The sequence below is a fragment of the Paenibacillus sp. FSL W7-1279 genome, assembly GCF_037969845.1.
In the GTDB taxonomy this organism is placed as follows: Bacteria; Bacillota; Bacilli; order Paenibacillales; family Paenibacillaceae; genus Paenibacillus_AQ.
Map to the genome: position 1 here is coordinate 7,431,446 of NZ_CP150215.1, position 17,863 is coordinate 7,449,308.

A 17,863-nucleotide genomic window follows, 5' to 3' on the forward strand; every position below is an offset into this window, starting at 1 on the left:
TACAGCCTGATAACAAAATCCAATACGGAAGGCGCTGAGCTTATGACAACCCATGATTTTCTTAAAAATAACCCTATCGTGACCGAAGACCTGCATATCCCGAGCGATACGCCGGGAATCGAGCTTTATGTACGAAATAAACGTCCCGCTTCCATGAATACCTTCTCTAACGAAAAAACAATCGTAATGGTTCATGGCGCTACCTATTCAATTGGCAGTCTGTACGATGTGGAGCTGGACGGCTTCACTTTTCTGGACTACCTTGCCAGCCATGGCTATGACGTATACGCCGTGGACGTTCGCGGCTACGGCGGCTCGACAAGACCGCCTGAGATGGAGCAGCCTGCCGACCTTAATCCGCCGCTTGTCCGCACGGAGACAGGTGTTCGGGATTTTGGTACAGCCGTGGACTACGTTCTGAAACGCCGGAATTTGACGAAGGTCAACATACTGGGAATGTCTTGGGGGGGAACCGTTGCGGGAGCTTATACCAGCCAAAACAACGAGAAAGTAAACAAGCTTACGCTTGTTGCACCGCAATGGCTAAGCTCCAAACCGGTTCCGATCGATACCGGAGGCCCGCTCGGTTCGTATCGCCTTGTTGCTGCCGGCAACACGAAGGAACGCTGGCTTAGCGCGGCGCCAGAGCATAAACGCGGTGATCTGATTCCGGACGGCTGGTTTGAACAATGGGTCGAAGCCACTCTTGCTTCGGATCCAGGGAGCTTAACCGATCATCCCGAGTATATCCGGGCGACCAACGGCCCTATCCTGGATATCCGCGAATATTGGACGGTTGGCAAAGCTTTCTATGATCCTAAGGATATCACGGTTCCCGTCCTTCTTGTCCATGCCGAGTGGGATATCGATGTCCCTCTTGAATTGGCGCAGAGTTTCTTCACTTCCCTGACAGGAGCCGCCTACCGCCGCTGGGTGGAAATCGGTGAAGGGACGCACATGGTATTGCTGGAGAAAAACAGACTTCAGGCTTTTCAAGCCATTCGCGGTTTCTTGGATGAAGCATACGCGCCGGCGAAGTAAAGCTGCCGCTGCACAGTCGGACTCTAAGATTATATTGCTTGCCTAATGAGGGGCCCGGGCTGTCGCCTCGGGCCTTTTTCTACCCATTTATCAAAGAGACGGAGAGGAATTAAATACGATGAGCCATATCGCTATTACAACAACACAAGCACCCGCAGCTATCGGCCCTTATTCGCAGGCCATCGCTTTAGGAAATGCCGTCTATACGTCGGGCATGCTTCCGATTGATGCCGAAGGAAATCTGAAAGAAGGCATCGTTGACCAAACCCATCAAATAGTAAAGAACCTGCAAGCCGTTTTAGCTGAAGCTGGATTATCTTTAGCAGACGTTGTAAAAACATCCGTTTTCATGACGGATTTAGAGCATTTTCAGCAGATGAATGAAGTGTACAGCCAATATTTCAGCGATCATCACCCTGCCAGAACAACCGTAGAAGTGTCTAAACTTCCAAGAGACGCCAAGATTGAAATAGAGCTTATCGCAGTCAAACGCAATTAAATCCGCTCCATTATCCTTTATTTCTGTGAAAGAAGGCGCATCTGCTTGCGAACTTATTTGCTTCTCTTGTTTTGCGCAGCCCTTTACGGGAGCAACTTCGTCTTAGGCTCGCTGCTGCTGGAAGCATTCCCCGCCTTGCATCTGTCGGCATACCGGCTTCTGGTTTCATCGGCGTTCCTGCTTATTTATTTGGTTGCAACTCGTGGCTTGGCGAAGATTACGTTCCGCGACTTCGTTTATTTGGTCCCCTTCGTTCTAATCGGGATGCTGCTTCACCAAGTTTCTTTCTTTACAGGTCTCCGGACAACGGACGCAACCACAGCTTCGCTCATCTTATCGTTAGCTCCAATTTTTACGGCGCTATTTGCCCGCTTATTTTTGAAAGAGCCGTTAACGAAACGCATGGTTGCAGGCTCGATTGTCGCCCTCACCGGTGTCTTCTTCGTGGTTGGAACTGGCGGAAGGATGAGCACAGCCATTACCGAAGGCGTCTGGATCATGTTTATCTGTATGTTGGCATTGTCGGGATCTATGATCCTCATGAAAAAGCTGACGGAACGTATGGATGCGTTTGTCGCAACGGTGTATACCACCGTACTCGGCTGCATCTCGGTATACCCGGTGGCGGTCTGGAGCGAGCCTAACGTACAATTACAGCCTCACTTTTGGTGGTGGGTTCTCTTGGTCGGTTCGGCGCTGCTTATTCAGGGCTTATGCGCCGTAATCTGGAATGCGCAGATTCGCAAGGTAGGGGCGGCTAAAGCCTCCCTGTTTCTGAATTTACAACCGTTTGTCGCCATGATTTTAGGTTATATCACGCTCGGCACCCCGATTTCCTTAACGCAAGTGGCAGGATCTGTTCTCATTATTTCCGGCGTGGTTCTAGCCACTATGCAGGGACAGAGAACAAGGAAAACAGAAGGCGATACATTGAAAATATCCTCTGCCAAGAGGTAAAAAGCCTGCGCTGTAATCGAGGCTCACTAGAAAAAGATGGAGGTCTTACGACAAGCCAAAGGGAGCGCTTTATATCATGGCTCCCTTTGGCTTTAGGTTTAGGGCCATCCTTTTGCGGGATGGCCCTTTCTTTGATTCGCTTGATCACGCCTTTTAGGTTCTTACTTAGATTCGATGCGACCTAATGGATTGGCACCCTCCTCCAGATCTTTCCGGGCTGCCAACCAGCTTGAATCGTCGAGATTGAGCGCATCGCGAAGGTAAGACCACGTGAGCTGCTGGAGCAAAGCATCTCGTTCGGGGTTCTCCTCCGTCGTCTCCGTGACGTTGTACCCGGAGATTCCGCCAAGTATATGTTCTGCACCGAAGAGGGTGAGCAGGCTTTTACTGCCCGGGCTCAGGAAGTAGGGGTCTGTGAACCAGTCCGGCCCCTTCCACCAAATAACGGAGGGGGATTTGCTTCAGCAAGCAACAGTCCCCTCTAGGTACCCCATCGTTCTGTACTCCAAAAGCAAGCAGCTGCCCGTTTATACCGACTTTTCTCCGAGTAAGATTCATCCCAAACTCATGCCTGGAAAAGTGCCCTTCCAAGAACTCGGGTATCTCCGATAAACTTGCCCTTATTTATGATACGGTTCCCCCCGGTTGATCTTCACCGCCCGGTAAATCTGCTCCACCAGCACCAGCCGCATCAGTTGGTGCGGCAAGGTCATCCGCCCGAAGCTGAGCTTCGTCTGGGCGCGCATCAGGACGTCCGCGGAGAGGCCGTTAGAGCCGCCGATGACAAAAGCCACGTTGCTGGTCCCGTACGTGCCCAGCTTGTCCATATGGGCCGCCAGGTCCTCGCTGGACCACAGCTGGCCGCCGATCGCGAGGGCGATGACATGGGTGTCTGGCTTGATATGGCTGAGAATGCCCACGCCCTCCTTCTCCTGCACTTGGCGCATTTCCGCTTCGCTCATGTTCTCTGGCGCTTTCTCATCCGGCACCTCGTGCACGGACAGGCGCACGTAAGGCGCAAGACGCTTACTGTATTCGGCAATGCCCTGCACCAGATACTTCTCCTTCAACTTGCCTACGCATACCATCTGTATATTCATGGCGTATTTTCGCTCCTTAAACTCTGCTGTTATGTCGTTCATTCTAACATTGTACCGCCACCAATTAAAGGACATACACAGACCCCGACCCGCCTTCCTACAGCAAGCTCCCACATTTCCTTTTCAATACAAAATCAATCCAGCAGAGCATTAGAGTTTTGAGAATCGCCAACTCATTTACTTCTAAGCTTGCTCGACCGAGTTTGACCAACTTACATCGATTATTGAAAAAAGCCACTCTCCCTAAGAGTGGCTCTTCTCTTCCTATCTATTTTAAAATGATCGGCAGCTCTTTCAGCGCGAACATCATCGTGCTATCCATCCGTGCCAGTTCTACCGAGCGATCACGACGAAATTCGGGATAACGGTCCAGCAAAGTCTGAAGGGCAATCCGGGACTCCATACGGGCCAGCTGGGAGCCCATGCAGTAATGAATGCCGCTTCCCAAGCCCAGATGCGGGTTCGGGTTGCGGTGGATGTTGAATACATCCGGCTGATCGAACACATCCTCGTCATGGTTGGCCGAGGCCATCCAGATATAAACGTACTGCCCTTGCTTCAGCTCCTGCCCCCGCAGCACCGTGTCCTGCTTCACGCTGCGGAACATCACTTGAACAGGCGAGAAGTAACGGAAAACTTCTTCGATTGCCCCTGGAAGCAGTGCTGAGTCTCCAAGCACCTCTGCACGGACCTCAGGCAGACTGTCGAAGGCTAGCGCGGCCGATGAGATCAGATTGGTTGTCGTTTCATTACCCGCTACGAGGAGGAGAATACAGAACCCGATAATCTCCAGTTCGGTGAGGTGTTCATTGTCGATACGCGCCTCCACCAGCTTCGTGATTAGATCCTCCTGCGGATGGCGACGGCGGTCCTCGGCGATCTCCGAGAAGTATTCGCTCATCTCCCGCTGACACTGATAATAAGCCTCCCCATTGTCACCCACCAACGCGTCCGACCAGGCCTTGAACCGTTCCCGATCTTCCATCGATACGCCGAGCATCTCCGCGATCACCGTGATCGGCAGCGGGCTTGCGAGATCGGCCACGATATCCATCTTCCCCTTCTTCTCCGCTTCGTCCAGCAGGGATGTCGTAATCTCCTGGATCTTAGGGGCAAGCGATTCGATCATGCGAGGCGTAAAAGCATGGGATACCAGCTTACGCAGCTGACGGTGCTTCGGAGGGTCCTGCCGAAGAACACTGGATTCAATGGGATCATCGGAAGAAGAGCCCCCTTGGGAAGAGAACACTTCGTAATTCGTAAAGACGGCTTTGACATCCTCGTATTTAAAAACATTCCAGGCCCCATGACCATCCATTGTCGTTACCGGAGATTCCGTTCTCATCTGGCGGAACCATTCCAGCGGGAGTAAACCGTTCTTATTCCATTCCATGCTTAACACCTTCGCTTTCCATCGCAAAATTTGAACTGACTGGTCAGTTATAAATAATTAAAAAAGAAGGCCTTGCTTATTCAAGCGATATAAACAGGCCTTGGGTAATCATCGTAAAGGCAAACCGCTCCAGATCCTCTCGCGAATACCGATCTTGATGATTCAGGTAATAATTGCAGGTACTCTCCAGCGTACCGACAATGCTGGCAGCGGCCAAGTTGGGATCAACGGCACGGCACAAGTTCTCCTCACACTGACCTTCCTCAATCATCCTTGCGAGAAAGTTTAAATAATTCCTTTTTAGCTCCTTTAACTCATCCAGGACATCCTGCTCGATGCCGTTCGAGATCTCATTAAACACGATGTGCGAGAAATGGCGGGATTCGAGAAACAGATCCAGATGATGGCGAATGGTGCGTTCCATCTTCTCCTTCATCGGCAGGGAGGAATTCAGATCTGCCTCCGTCCGCTGCATGATATCTTCGAAGCCCTGCTTCACCACCGTCTTGAAGAGCTGGGATTTACCCGGGAAGTTATAGTACAGAGTCCCTTTCGCGACCTGTGCGCGGGCGGCAATCTCATCCATGCTTGCGCGGTGATATCCGTTCTCGGAGAATACTTCAATGGCTGCTTGAATAATTTTATCTTTGCTCACAATTGGATCGGCCCTTTCACATCTATATTTCAGTTCATCGTACTTGTTCTGACTGGTCAGTTCAAAAATAAGATACCACGCTGGGAATAATTAGTCAACCGAGGGACATGCCTATACCATTACCGGAATTCTTGCTCATATATTTCGATTCTTATGCTGATTTCCGTGGTATCCTATACATATGGCCCAATACAGTGTATATTTCAACAGTGCTGGTAAACAATCAGCATATAGGGACAAGAATATACCGTAACGGAGTGATTGATTGAGTAAATCCAAGGGCAAGGGCGGAACAGGCAGAGGCACGGGCAAGAAGGGCTGGAGCCGCTGGGATGCAAGTGCGAGAAGAGCGAAGAGTAAACCCAAACCTTATACCAGTAAAGGGGCCAAGCAGGCAGACGGTACATCGGAAGCCGAGAATCATAAAGGTACCCCATAATGAACATATGGTACAGATCGACCTGATACATCATATTAAAGGAGATGAACGGATTGGACAATCAAGAATTGATAACGGATATGCCCGAGAATTATGAGGAGCTCAAAAGCTCCGCCAACCGGAACGCCAATTGGAGAGAACGTTTAAATGCGGTGGAAGCGTTAGGAAATTGGAAAAATCAGAAATCCATTGATATTTTGCTGCATAGACTGAATACGGATGCGGTTTATCAGGTGCGAGAGGCAGCCTATCGTAAACTCCTGGCCTTTGGTGAGGACGTGCAGATGCCGGAAAGACCCAAAGGCGAGCTGATGAAGGACGTTTCAAAGGTGCTGCTGCGCATCAAAAAAAGCCTTCCTCGTGACCACACGTATGAAGACTTCAAAGAGAAATTAAAAAAGATGAGGGTCGACATCTACGATACGTACGAAGGTGACAAAGGCGCTGACTTTGATCACTGGCTGGAACAAACCTGGTCTTCATTATTAAGACGATAACAGCGCGTCAAGCCTTCCGGAGCTGACTATGTATATGAGAAATCCGGTTATGTTATACTGAACACAAATATTAGTTATAGGAGTGGTACTCTGAGAAAGCAAAAGCCCATGTCGTTTGATGATCTGTTGAAGGAATTACAAGGCCAAAAATCGGTACAGGAGGATCCGGATAACATCTCTCTGGAAAAGCTGTTCAATGAATCGTTTATGCGTAAACATTCATCCCACAGCAGTTTTGGGGATTTTGTCGTAAAAGGTAACTTCCAAGTGGAAACGCACGAAGATATCGATAACATTCCGGATGAACTGTTTGACCGTCATGTTTCAAGAGAAACCGATTTCCCGGATTGGAAATCGATGCTGGAGCAGGCAAAAGCCGATTACGCGGCTGCCATTAAGTAAATCATGATAAAGTCGCTGCAATAACGCAGCTATGATCAGGGGCCCCAAGGCCCCTTTTTCTATTCCATCCGCCATCCGTGCTGGCATATGACATGATTCCCCACGCTCACTCGGACTTGGATTCCGATTCCGTCTCCGCCTTATCCCTAAACTTCTTATAGAGCTTCGTAATATTCGCCGTATTGATCTCGATGTTGTGCTCGTAAGCGTATTTCACTGCATATCCCAGCGCCAGGGTGGTGGCACCCGCTACCGTCGCTCCGGCGACCGATCCCGCTCCAGGGAACACCTTCACGATCTGCCGGAAAATGCTCTTGCCGATATTGCCGAATATCGTAGCGATGACCAGTTCCTTTGCCGTCTCCTTGCTGATCGGCCTATTGTACAACACCGCAAGTCTGGTAAGCAGGCTCACCTGAATGCCGGTAATCGGAATAATATCCGATCCCGGAATAGGTGATGCGCCTACCGCTCCTGCCGAGATCGAGGCTCCGATAATCCATCCATTGGCAGTCGCCGACTTTTCCTTGATGCTTTTGGCAAAGAGAATGTCTTTAGACTTTTTTTTAAGCATCTCCAGAATGCTGCTCCGCAGCTGGTCGATATTCTCACCCGTCCGCGAGGATACCGGCGCAACCTCATAGCGCCCCCCGGTCTCCTTCTTGATCCGCGCCACCAGACGGTCGATTTCATCTGCGGCATCAATTTTATTCAGCACGATCAAGATGTTCGTGTTCACGGCCTGAATCATCTCGAAGGACTTCTTCTCCGCCTCGGAGAAGACAGTGCCCGCAGCGTTCAGGAAGAATAGAACGATATCCGCTTGTTTATAGTATTTCAAGGTTATCTCCGAGTTCGCGGTGTTCACATCATTCAACCCGGGTGTATCCATGAAGTAAATATGCTCCTTGTACTTATGCGGTTTAATTTCCGTCGTTTCTCCAGGCTCTGCCCCGACGCCAGCAACCTCTTCACCCACGATCCGGTTCATGGTGGAGGACTTGCCTGTGTTCACATCACCAATCAGAGCGATGAGAATTTCCTGCTTCAGCTGACGGTTGATTTCATCCATTTCCTTCTCATAGGCCGCATCAGCTGCCCGGCTGATCTCGTCTTCCCATGATCTACTGTAGTCACCCATTACTGATCGTCTCCATTCACGATAGGTTATCGCGCCTCGTTGTAATCTATACATCCATCATACACTATGAAGGTCTGTACAACGAAGCCGGTTGCTCATTCCAGAGACAATGATCGGAATGTTTGCCGTACTTATTATTTACCTCTTCGCCCATTCCATGAAAAGGCTGTTGATGAACGAAGCCGCGACTCAAGAAAGTCTAAACAAAAAAAGCGTGAAATCATCACGCTTTCTCATTCGCATTATTTATTTAATTAACATGTTCACGTTACACAACTAAAAACTCAGCATGCTTCTCGCACTCCGCGCACTTCACCGGTGGGTCCCAGTCCGAAAACTCGGTCTCCTTCAGATCAACAATATCCGGGGCATCCTCATATTCATCCACGAAATTTTCGATCGCTAGTTCCACATGTTCCTTGCATACGACGTACATTCTATGCATCCTTTCTATCTTTCGCCTCATGTTGTGTTTATCTTCAAACCAGTATAGCCACTCTTCTGTTCTACCACACTCTACGAGAAAAAGAAATGTTTTTAACCCATTTGCTCACCCCGGCCGGTTTTCTATCCATAAAAGCTTCCTGTCTATCCATGGATTTCACATCAAAAGTCCTTATGACCCACCATCATTTCTATACGGACAGCAAAAAAAGAGCGTAGTCCACGCTCTTCTTCGCGGCCGTTTCACGGCTCTTATCTAACCTTTTTCAAATCTCTCTATATTGGATACTATTCAACGCTAACCATTATATATACCCATGAAATGCTGCACGAAACAATGGACAAGCACGTTCACTCTAAAAAATCCGCAGTGATTCAGCCAACCACGTCAGCCGATCCAGCCTGCCTTATTCTCCAGGCTTTTCTTCCAGCTTCACCTTCAGCGACTGCAGCTTGCCGTCACGATAGAAGGTCACGTCCATGTCTTTGCCTACCTTCGTGTTATAGTAAAGGTGCTTGCGCAGCTCCAGCGTCGTCGTAATCGGCTTGCCATCCAGCTTGACAATCACGTCATTCAGCTGCAGACCCGCATCCAGTGCAGGTCCAAGCGCATCCAGCACGACCACGCCTTCAGTTACCGTCTTCGGCAGCTTGAGGTCCTCTTTCTCTTTCTTGCTCAGCGGAGCATACGGATTACCTAAGTCTACGGTATATACGCCGAGATAAGGGCGTGCAATATGCCCCTTCAGCATCAGCTCGGTTACAATCTCCGTAATTTCATTGACCGGAATCGCAAACCCAAGCCCTTCTACGCCGGTGTCCGCGATTTTCATCGTGTTGATGCCGATAACTTTACCGTTCAAATCCACTAGAGCGCCCCCGCTATTCCCCTCGTTAATGGCGGCGTCGGTCTGAATGACCTCCTGCTCCCAATCATAGATGCCATCCTGGTTCAGGGATACCGGTATTACGCGGTTCGTGTAGCTGACAATCCCGGATGTGAGCGTGTCGCCCAAGCCCAGCGGGTTGCCGATGGCGATGACGGTTTCGCCGAGGCGAAGCTTGGAGGAATCCCCAAACTCTGCAACCTCTCCGATGCCCTTACTATCAATCGACAGAACGGCAATATCACTAACTTTGTCTGTGCCGACCAAGGTCGCCTTCTTCTTCTCGCCGCCTACCAGCACAACCTCCAGGGAAACGGCACCATCAACGACATGGTTATTCGTAATCACAAAGGCTTTGCCCTCGAGTTTCTTAAAGATAACGCCAGAGCCCAAGGTGTCTTCCTGTGAGCCGCCGAAATCATTTCCAAAATCAAAATCCTCACCGAAGTCGAATCCCTCCGGAAGCTCAAAATCCCCTTCTTCCTCTGGCAGGGTACCGAAATCCTCTTCCAACCCTTCTCCCTCAAGGCCTTCCTCTTCTGGCATCGCGGTCTCTTTATGTGTCAGCACACTGACAACAACCGGTCGCACCTTCTGAGCAACGCTAACAATCCGTTCATAGGGATCCCCATCGGACTTGGACAGCTGATGGCTGCCATTAATCAAGGTAACCGGTGAAGAGGTCGCAGGATGGCCTGTTATGAAGCTAAACAGCATCACCGCAATCAGAGCACTGCACACAGAACTGATCGCGGAAATCTGGAATGTGGATAAACCCTTTTTACGGCGGGTCGTCCGCCACTTCGTTCGCTCAGGTCGGTCCTCGCTGGTATTTTTGCTCCGTCTGGAAATTTTAGTTGAATAGAAATCATCGTCAAATAATCCCATTGCGATCCCTCTCTCCCCTTGGTTGCTACGCGTCAAGATACTTTAAGCTTCAGACCCTCCGCCATTACCGACTGACCTATGAAATCATCTTGTCGTCATAACAACCTGCCCTGTACCCAGTGTATCTAGCTTCCTATGAAATCGGCAGCGTGCCACCTGTTATATATCTCTCTACTGTAAAGACTATTCAGCGGCCCAAAAAGTTGCATTTTTGAGCATTCTAATTAAACTTTTATCGAAAATTCGCTCTACCACGAATATTTCAATCCATTGCCTGAAATTTGGTCCCATAAAAGGTATGTATTCCCACCCGACAGTTCAAAAAAAACCCTGTATTCTTCTATTACCACAAACAGGGCGACTTAAGCGCGAAACATCTGTTTTTTCTAAAAAAAGATGGGAAAACTTGGGCCATCCGTATTTTAAAATACAAAATGCCTAGTGCCTTGTTCGATGCAAGTGCTTAACAGAAGCATTCAGACCTTCTAATGTCCCTATTGTACCACACGAACAGAGGTTCACGTCAGCTTTATTTGATAAAAACAAATGCCAAATTGAAGGCCATTTTAAGGGTCGGTACAATGACAGATTCTTCAATCCATAACAACGAATAACCCGGATGAACATATTAACCTTGTATACGTAACAGACGACCAAACGGTTCCATTATGAAGGGATTTTCTTCAATGGTCCAACCTCTTCTCTTCCGGCATATCTGCTATCCCTAACCGCCTGCTACCCTCGTTCGCGCATTCCCCCTTAACATACTACCGGACAATTGTGTAAAGAAAACGGCAAAGCCGTCGGTCTTTCATGACGAAGTCGATCCCGTTTGAACCGCAACGTTTAAGGGATCTCCGGCAACCCACACATCATTCCTATTTGGATTCCCCGCAACTTATTCTTCCTACACCATCCATTGAAAAAATACTTCCAGCCTCCTTGCGATTCGCTCCTACAGACAAGATCGGCCTATCCCGTCTCGACTACTCGAATGCCTCGGTTCCATTCTCTTCAACTCTCCCTCATATTGAACTGGTTAGGTTATCCATTCATCTGTCGGTGCCCCGCAGGGAATGTTACGAAGGGGAAACCATTGCAAGGAGGGTTATGGGATGGCAAGAAGATCAAGACGGCGCCGGAGTCCCGAAATGCAGCAGTTCATGACCGACGTCATGCGCAGCGAAGGCTATCAAGTGGACCCGCAGAGACAGCAGGACGTCAAATATGAGGTGGCCAAGTCACTCGGCGTCCCCCTTAAACCGGGCGACAACAGAGACCTGACCACCGAGCAGGCCGGTAAAGTCGGCGGTGCGATTGGCGGTTCCATGGTTCGGGAGATGGTGCGCATGGCACAAGAGAGTCTCAGCAAGCGTTAGAACGAGCCTCGTCTCTCGGAACTCAGTATCCCTTAAACAGCAAAACAGCCTCACGTCATAGTTCCCTATGATCGTGGGGCTGTTTTAGTTATTCCTATATATTGATAACTAATATAAAATTGCTCAAGAAGGAATGCTTCATTGGTAAAAATGTCGTTATCTAAACTCCCTGTGCGTACGGTGTATGTCCGGGGCATGCCTTGGATGGCTGTCGACCCTATGTCTATTCGCCGACCTTATCCCAAGGGGTCGGGCGGTCATAATACGTATCACACAATTTAAACTCGCTATCCTTGAAGAAGCAGCCGCGGTCCTCCATCGTATCGCGGACGGTCATTCTCGCCAGCTCCATCATGTTGTGATCCAGGCTGAGATGTGCCAGATACGTTCGTTTGGTATCCCCCGTCAGCAGCTCGCTTAAGGCATCGCCTGCCGAATTATTCGACAAATGTCCCATATCGCCGAGAATCCGGCGTTTGGTATTCCACGGATAGCGTCCCATCCGAAGCATCTCGATATCGTGATTGGCTTCCAGCACCAGGACATCCGATCCATCCAGCGCTTTCTTCACCTTATCGCTGACATAACCGAGGTCCGTCGCGACACCCAGCTTCTCGTCGCCGTCATAGAAGCAATAACCGACCGGTGCCGCAGCGTCATGGGATATTTCAAAAGGCTCCACCCGCAGTGTGCCAAAATCCTTGACCTCATGACTCTCCAGCACAATCCGGTTCTCTTCCGCAATCTTGCCCAGCGACTTGCTCATCGCTTCCCATGTTTTCTCATTCGCGTAGATCGGCAGATTGTATTTGCGCGCCACCGCGCCAAGCCCCCGGATATGATCCGAATGCTCATGCGTGACCAGGATCCCGTCGATTTCTTCCCCCATCATTTCGCGTTCCTTCAACAACTCATCGATGCGCCGTGCACTTAAGCCCGCATCAATCAACAGTGTCGTATCCTCATTGCGGACAATGGTCGCATTGCCCGTTGAGCCGCTCGACAGCACGGAAAATGAAATCCCCATAGTCTTGTTACTCCTTTGTCGTATCGCTTTTTGGCGTCAGCACGTCCCCGCTGATGCCTTGTACATAGATCATCTCGCCATGATCCAATGTAAACCGCCAGGTTGGCGCTGCTAGCTGATCCTCCGTATTAAACAACTGTCCATAATAGCCCAGCTGAATGTCCCTTACCGCCGAATCAGGCGGGATGAAGTTACGTTCAATGAGCGTTTCCAAAGCCTTGGATGCGGGCAGAACCTTTTGTTCCTCCATATCGTCGGTTGGCATAATCTCAAACACCGGCTCCCGGTACGCATGGATCTTCTGGGATTCGTAAATGAACTCCAGCTCCACATTGAACAGCGGCCATTCCTTCTGCACTAGCGGCCGGAAGACGATGATATTCTCTTTATCCGACTGCGGATCGTGGCGATAATTCCCGAGATCCTTGATCTTGCCCTCCAGCGCATTCCGCAATTCCTTCTCATCGGCATAAATCAGCTCCGTGTCAATGGGCTGCTCCAGCCCTACCGGCCCTCCCTGCGCTTCCGCGCTGTAGATATAATTAATCTTGGGAAGCTGCGGCGTTTCCGTCGGAATCGGACTCAGCAATTGAATCCTATTCTCCTCAATCACCTGCTGCGTGCTCTCGGAAAGCGAGGTGAAATCCAGATTGGAGCCGACCTGCTCGCGGTAATCCATCCAGAGCTGATAGCCCAGCACCAGATTCAGCAGCAAAAACGCGTAAATCAATACATTTTTGGCACGGCCCCAATCCATGATGTTCCCTCCTTATGATTCAATAACGATCTCTATCATTATTCGAGTGTGATAACTGACCCGTTCTGGAGCTCCAAGGCCCATACTGGCTTTAGCAGCAGTCCTTCTCCCGTTAGGACCGGTAAATAGGCGGGATCCAGACCTATAACCATATTCTTTCCCTCCATATAAGGCTTCAGCTTCGCTTCCAGGGCCTCGCCTCCTGTCAGTTTCACCATCTGTTTCTTCAAGGCAGCAGACTCAAGATATAACAGCGAGCGCTCATACGAGGTTACCGTTCCCTGCTGTAGATCCAATTCCATGACGCCATACTGGAAGCCCGGTGTATCCAGGATCGGGAATCCGCCATAGTACTGCTGGAATTTCACCAGCGTACGATCCTCGGATTCCCCCGCCTTAGCCAGCCTGTACGTGCCATTCCAGCCCCCGTGCTGATTCACGAAATCGATGGCCGACAGCACATCCTTACCGGGGCTGCTCTCACCGGATGGCGGCGCAGCCGGATCGGTATAACTGATCCATTTTTGCCCCTGATCCACCTGCAGGCTCCGCTTACTGTCCGTATAAATCTCGGAGCCATCTTTTTCCCGGATATTGCGCGTGATGCTAGGGTCAAAGAACAGGCTGCGCTGCATCTGATCTACCGTATATTCGCCAATGGGCAGTTCAATGCTGACCATATTCAGTTCCTTCGCCGGGGTATAATACCGGCCATCCACCATCTTATACGGCGTCCAGCTCAGCCCGAAGTCCACCAGCTGATCCACATCCTGGACGGTCAAATCCGCCTGGGCGGCTTCATAGACCACATCGCCCTCCATGCTGAAAAACATGACATGGATCTTCGCTTCGCCTTCCACGCTGTACAGCCATATTTTATTGATGCTTTCCCCTTCAAACAGGGTGTCCGGGACGATCTGCATCACTCTTTGGAGCAGCGTAACCGGAATGCCCGAATCAAAGCTCAGCTCAATGCCCCGATTCTCCGAGCGAACCTTGGCCCAGTCGATGTTGCTGACCATCCGCCGCTGGAAATTATCAAAGGTCCGTCCTTTAAGCCTGTTATATACGAGATTGTAGAATGTATCGTTCGGATAGAACACCGTATGTTGGTCTTCGCCCAGATGAATGATCATCTTGTCGGGGAAGAGCAGATTCTCGGCCTTTTCCTCCGGGCCCATTTCCTCGGTTCGGATATAGGCGTTCTTGGATTGCACAACCGAATCACTGCCCGGAAAGCGGAAAATCAAAACGTAACTCTGCAGCAAACTGCCCACGACCAGCACAACCAACAGAATGGTCTTTAATCGCTCCTTCACGTTAATGCCCTCCCCTCGTTATCCAGGGGCAAGGTGAAGGTCACCGTGGTGCCTTTCTCCAGCTCGGATTGAAGCGTAATAAAGCCTCCATGTGCCCTGACAATTTCCCGGGCAATGGATAATCCGAGGCCTGTCCCGCCTAAATTGCGCGTTCGGGCCTTATCCACCCGGTAGAAGCGCTCGAAGATCCGATCCAGATCCTTCTTCGGAATGCCGATCCCGGTATCCTTTACCGATAAGGACAGCATGCCATCCTCCGTTATGCTTGCATCCATGGTGATAGTGCCTCCGTCTGGCGTATATTTAAGGGCATTGGATATCAGGTTATCGAGAACCTGATCAATGCCATCCCGGTCCAGCATAGCTGTCGATACGCCCGGTTTCACCTCAATAATGGTACGGATACGCTTTTGCTTCATTTGAAAAGAGAACCGATCCTCAACGTCCTCCAGCATCTCCACAATGTCCGTTGGTTCCTTATGCAGGGCAGCCTCCTTGGAATCAAGCCGTGACAGATGCAGCAGGTCCGTTACCAGCCGGATCATCCGGCCGGTCTCATTCTGGATGACGCCGACAAATCGCGGCCCCATCTGTTTATCCTCCAACGCCCCATCTTCCAGCGCTTCGGTATAACTCTTGATGGTGGTCAGCGGCGTGCGCAGCTCATGGGATACATTCGCCACGAACTCTCGCCGTGATGCTTCCAGCTTTTCCTGCTCGGTAACGTCTTGCAGCACTGCAATCGTACCAGTGATGCCGATTTCCCGCCGATGAATCGGAGTAAAGGTCACACGCATCATGAACGGTTCGCTGCCCTCGCGCGGCACAATCTCCAGCAGCTTGGAATCATGCCCTTCGCTGCGCGCCAGCGCCTCCGATTCGGACTCCTCAAGACCCAGCAGGGAAACGATATCGTGTCCTGCCAGCTCTTCTCCCTCCACGCCCAGCATTTCCCCGGCGCGCCGATTCATCAGAATGACGCGTCCCGCTTCATCGGTTGCGATAACGCCGTCACTCATATTGGTTAGAATCGATGCCAGCTTCTCTTTCTCTTCTTCGTTCTGCGAGAGGGCTTCGCGCAAACGGCTGGTCATATAGTTGAACGCCTGGCTGAGCTGGCCGATCTCATCGCTGCCGAACACCGGCGTTTTCTCGGTAAACCGGCCGTCCGCGACGGCCCGGGCATGCTTGGTCAGCTCCTTGATCGGGTTGGTGATCGTATGCGACAGGATGACGCCAAGCACCGCCGTCAAGCCAAGGGCCAAGAGAATGCCCGATATAAAAATATTGTTGATCCGCTGCATCGTGCTGTACAGCTCACTCATGCTGGCTACGATATAAATGGCGCCGACGATTTTCTCGTTGTACATGACGGGCTTGGCCACCACTTTTTTGCGGATGTTATCATCATCGATAATATACTCTTCATTATCCTGTATACCCTGCAATGCCCGGCTGACAACCGTCTGCGTGTTCTTCGTGTTCACGTAATCGGCATGGGAGGGCAGCGAGGTTGTCAGTACCCGTCCGGTGGAATCCAGTACCTGAATCTCGGCTCCGTTCAGATTGAACAGATTGTTCACCATGACGCGCAAGCTCTCATACGGGTCCTCCTCCGTAACATTCTCGCCGCCAAGGGTCTTGGCCGCCAGAACCGACATCAGCTCTGCGCGTTCCTGCAAGTCCTTCGTGAAATTGCTGGTCAGCGAGTTCTTCATCGCACTGACAAAATACACCCCGATCAGCTGCATCGCGATCAGTATGAGAAGGACATATATAATGATGACCTTCGCCTGAATGGTGCGGAAGAAGGACAGCCACTTCATTACAGGCCTCCGTTTTTAGCGCTGCGCATCAGGTAGCCCAGTCCGCGCCGAGTCAGGATATATTCCGGCTTGCTCGGATTCTCTTCAATCTTCTCGCGAAGTCGGCGAATGGTAACATCCACGGTCCGCACATCGCCAAAGTATTCAAAACCCCATACCGCCTGCAGCAAATGTTCACGAGTCATCACTTTACCGGCATTACGGGCCAAATAATACACCAATTCGTATTCGCGGTGCGTCAGATCGAGCGCTTCCCCGCTTTTATATACCATGTACATATCGGTATCAATGAACAGCTCAAACAGCCGCAGGCCTTGTCCGCCTGCACTTGTGCCGCCTGTGTTATCCGCTGAGTTGTCCGGCTTTTGCTGACGGCGCAAATGCGCCTTCACGCGTGCCAATATTTCTCTGGTGCTGAACGGCTTCGTCACGTAATCATCCGCGCCAAGCTCAAGTCCAAGCACCTTGTCAATCTCCCCGTCCTTTGCCGTCAGCATGATGATCGGGATCTGCAGGTTCGCGGCACGTACCTCGCGGCACACATCCATTCCGTCTTTTCCGGGCAGCATCAAATCAAGCAGCATTAAATCCGGCCGCTTCGTAAGCGCAATCTCCACCGCGCTAATGCCATCAAAAGCGCAGATGACCTCATAGCCCTCTTTTTCCAAGTTAAACTTTAAAATATCGGCGATGGGTTGTTCGTCATCCACCACCAGAATGGTTCCCTGCATTGTCCTGTTCACCTCATACCTTCACATAAAGAGGATGTTCAAAAAGTCCCCCTTCGAACTCACACTTAAACGGTCTTCTTCCCATTTTACCACACCTGCCGCCGCTACACACCCATCGCTCCCGTTCTGTCCCACCCACTCCGCCCCCCAACGGCCGCCCCGATTTAGGGGGCGGCCACCCGCTTCCGCAGCGGAAGGCACGGGGATGGATTCGACAGATAAGGGAAAACCTTCGACAGCAGCGAGCGGTGTCATTCGGAGAGCGGCAGCGATCGCCTTTGGATTCGGAAAATCTCAGCTTACGCAACATTCTTATTTTCCGAATTCAACAGCGACGGAGAAGGATACCGCTTGCGCCCCCACTGCAGCTAATTCCCGTTCTGTCCCACATCCCCATTGCATCCACCTGTTTTAGACGCAAAGATGGCCGCCCCCGTTAAGGAGCGGCCATCTTCACTATTATGATATATGAACCAATAAT

General features: G+C 50.7%; 18 protein-coding genes. 7 read left to right on the plus strand and 11 right to left on the minus strand.

Annotated features, from left to right (window positions below; all coding sequences use genetic code 11):
* Window positions 1–42 precede the first annotated feature (42 nt).
* The 3 genes from MKY82_RS33620 to MKY82_RS33630 all read left to right on the plus strand — a co-directional run bounded on the left by MKY82_RS33620 (window position 43) and on the right by MKY82_RS33630 (window position 2,497).
* Window positions 43–1,041, plus strand: a complete 999-nt coding sequence (locus MKY82_RS33620; RefSeq protein WP_339295212.1) for an alpha/beta hydrolase — start codon at window positions 43–45, stop codon at window positions 1,039–1,041.
* Window positions 1,042–1,159: 118 nt separating this feature from the next.
* Window positions 1,160–1,540, plus strand: a complete 381-nt coding sequence (locus MKY82_RS33625) for a RidA family protein (protein WP_036618341.1) — start codon at window positions 1,160–1,162, stop codon at window positions 1,538–1,540.
* A gap of 45 nt (window positions 1,541–1,585) precedes the next feature.
* Window positions 1,586–2,497, plus strand: coding sequence for a DMT family transporter (locus MKY82_RS33630; protein WP_194540253.1), 912 nt, complete (start codon window positions 1,586–1,588; stop codon window positions 2,495–2,497).
* Window positions 2,498–3,117: 620 nt separating this feature from the next.
* On the opposite strand, the gene rlmH is transcribed toward MKY82_RS33630, so the two are convergent.
* The 3 genes from rlmH to MKY82_RS33645 form a co-directional block, all read right to left on the minus strand.
* Window positions 3,118–3,597 (minus strand): 23S rRNA (pseudouridine(1915)-N(3))-methyltransferase RlmH, encoded by a 480-nt coding sequence (rlmH, locus tag MKY82_RS33635; protein WP_339296744.1) that lies wholly within the window; start codon window positions 3,595–3,597, stop codon window positions 3,118–3,120.
* A gap of 268 nt (window positions 3,598–3,865) precedes the next feature.
* Entirely contained in the window at window positions 3,866–4,990 is a 1,125-nt protein-coding gene (locus MKY82_RS33640; protein WP_339295213.1) for a cytochrome P450, read from the minus strand.
* A 76-nt stretch (window positions 4,991–5,066) separates the two neighbouring features.
* Window positions 5,067–5,645, minus strand: a complete 579-nt coding sequence (locus MKY82_RS33645; RefSeq protein WP_339295214.1) for a TetR/AcrR family transcriptional regulator — start codon at window positions 5,643–5,645, stop codon at window positions 5,067–5,069.
* A 265-nt stretch (window positions 5,646–5,910) separates the two neighbouring features.
* Here MKY82_RS33645 and MKY82_RS33650 point away from each other — a divergent pair, with 265 nt between their 5' ends.
* From MKY82_RS33650 to MKY82_RS33660, 3 genes are all read left to right on the plus strand, one after another.
* Window positions 5,911–6,084: a DUF3934 family protein gene (locus MKY82_RS33650; protein WP_098749563.1), complete on the plus strand. Its 174-nt coding sequence runs from the start codon at window positions 5,911–5,913 to the stop codon at window positions 6,082–6,084.
* Between the two features lie 44 nt (window positions 6,085–6,128).
* Complete coding sequence (locus MKY82_RS33655; RefSeq protein ID WP_339295215.1) at window positions 6,129–6,581, plus strand: HEAT repeat domain-containing protein; 453 nt, start codon at window positions 6,129–6,131, stop codon at window positions 6,579–6,581.
* A 108-nt stretch (window positions 6,582–6,689) separates the two neighbouring features.
* Window positions 6,690–6,983: a hypothetical protein gene (locus MKY82_RS33660; RefSeq protein ID WP_071219362.1), complete on the plus strand. Its 294-nt coding sequence runs from the start codon at window positions 6,690–6,692 to the stop codon at window positions 6,981–6,983.
* A 106-nt stretch (window positions 6,984–7,089) separates the two neighbouring features.
* Here MKY82_RS33660 and MKY82_RS33665 read toward each other — a convergent pair whose 3' ends face one another.
* The 3 genes from MKY82_RS33665 to MKY82_RS33675 all read right to left on the minus strand — a co-directional run bounded on the left by MKY82_RS33665 (window position 7,090) and on the right by MKY82_RS33675 (window position 10,343).
* A complete protein-coding gene (locus tag MKY82_RS33665; protein WP_339295216.1) occupies window positions 7,090–8,124 on the minus strand; it encodes a GTPase in 1,035 nt (344 codons plus the stop codon).
* 268 nt (window positions 8,125–8,392) lie between these two features.
* Window positions 8,393–8,560, minus strand: a complete 168-nt coding sequence (locus tag MKY82_RS33670; protein ID WP_006207301.1) for a CxxH/CxxC protein — start codon at window positions 8,558–8,560, stop codon at window positions 8,393–8,395.
* 415 nt (window positions 8,561–8,975) lie between these two features.
* Complete coding sequence (locus tag MKY82_RS33675) at window positions 8,976–10,343, minus strand: trypsin-like peptidase domain-containing protein (RefSeq protein WP_220687063.1); 1,368 nt, start codon at window positions 10,341–10,343, stop codon at window positions 8,976–8,978.
* Between the two features lie 1,115 nt (window positions 10,344–11,458).
* Here MKY82_RS33675 and MKY82_RS33680 point away from each other — a divergent pair.
* Window positions 11,459–11,722: an alpha/beta-type small acid-soluble spore protein gene (locus tag MKY82_RS33680; protein ID WP_220687062.1), complete on the plus strand. Its 264-nt coding sequence runs from the start codon at window positions 11,459–11,461 to the stop codon at window positions 11,720–11,722.
* Window positions 11,723–11,945: 223 nt separating this feature from the next.
* Here the strand turns inward: MKY82_RS33680 and MKY82_RS33685 are convergent, their stop codons facing one another.
* From MKY82_RS33685 to yycF, 5 genes are read right to left on the minus strand one after another with little or no spacing between them, the layout of a single operon-like run.
* Complete coding sequence (locus MKY82_RS33685) at window positions 11,946–12,749, minus strand: MBL fold metallo-hydrolase (RefSeq protein ID WP_071219359.1); 804 nt, start codon at window positions 12,747–12,749, stop codon at window positions 11,946–11,948.
* A gap of 7 nt (window positions 12,750–12,756) precedes the next feature.
* A complete protein-coding gene (gene yycI, locus MKY82_RS33690) occupies window positions 12,757–13,506 on the minus strand; it encodes a two-component system regulatory protein YycI (protein ID WP_071219358.1) in 750 nt (249 codons plus the stop codon).
* 38 nt (window positions 13,507–13,544) lie between these two features.
* On the minus strand, window positions 13,545–14,825 hold the full coding sequence (yycH, locus tag MKY82_RS33695) for a two-component system activity regulator YycH (protein WP_220687061.1): 1,281 nt from the start codon (window positions 14,823–14,825) through the stop codon (window positions 13,545–13,547).
* Window positions 14,822–16,651, minus strand: a complete 1,830-nt coding sequence (walK, locus tag MKY82_RS33700) for a cell wall metabolism sensor histidine kinase WalK (RefSeq protein ID WP_194540259.1) — start codon at window positions 16,649–16,651, stop codon at window positions 14,822–14,824. The genes yycH and walK overlap by 4 nt, the downstream gene beginning before the upstream one ends.
* Window positions 16,651–17,382, minus strand: a complete 732-nt coding sequence (yycF, locus tag MKY82_RS33705; RefSeq protein WP_071219355.1) for a response regulator YycF — start codon at window positions 17,380–17,382, stop codon at window positions 16,651–16,653. The genes walK and yycF overlap by 1 nt, the downstream gene beginning before the upstream one ends.
* Between the last annotated feature and the right edge of the window lie 481 nt (window positions 17,383–17,863).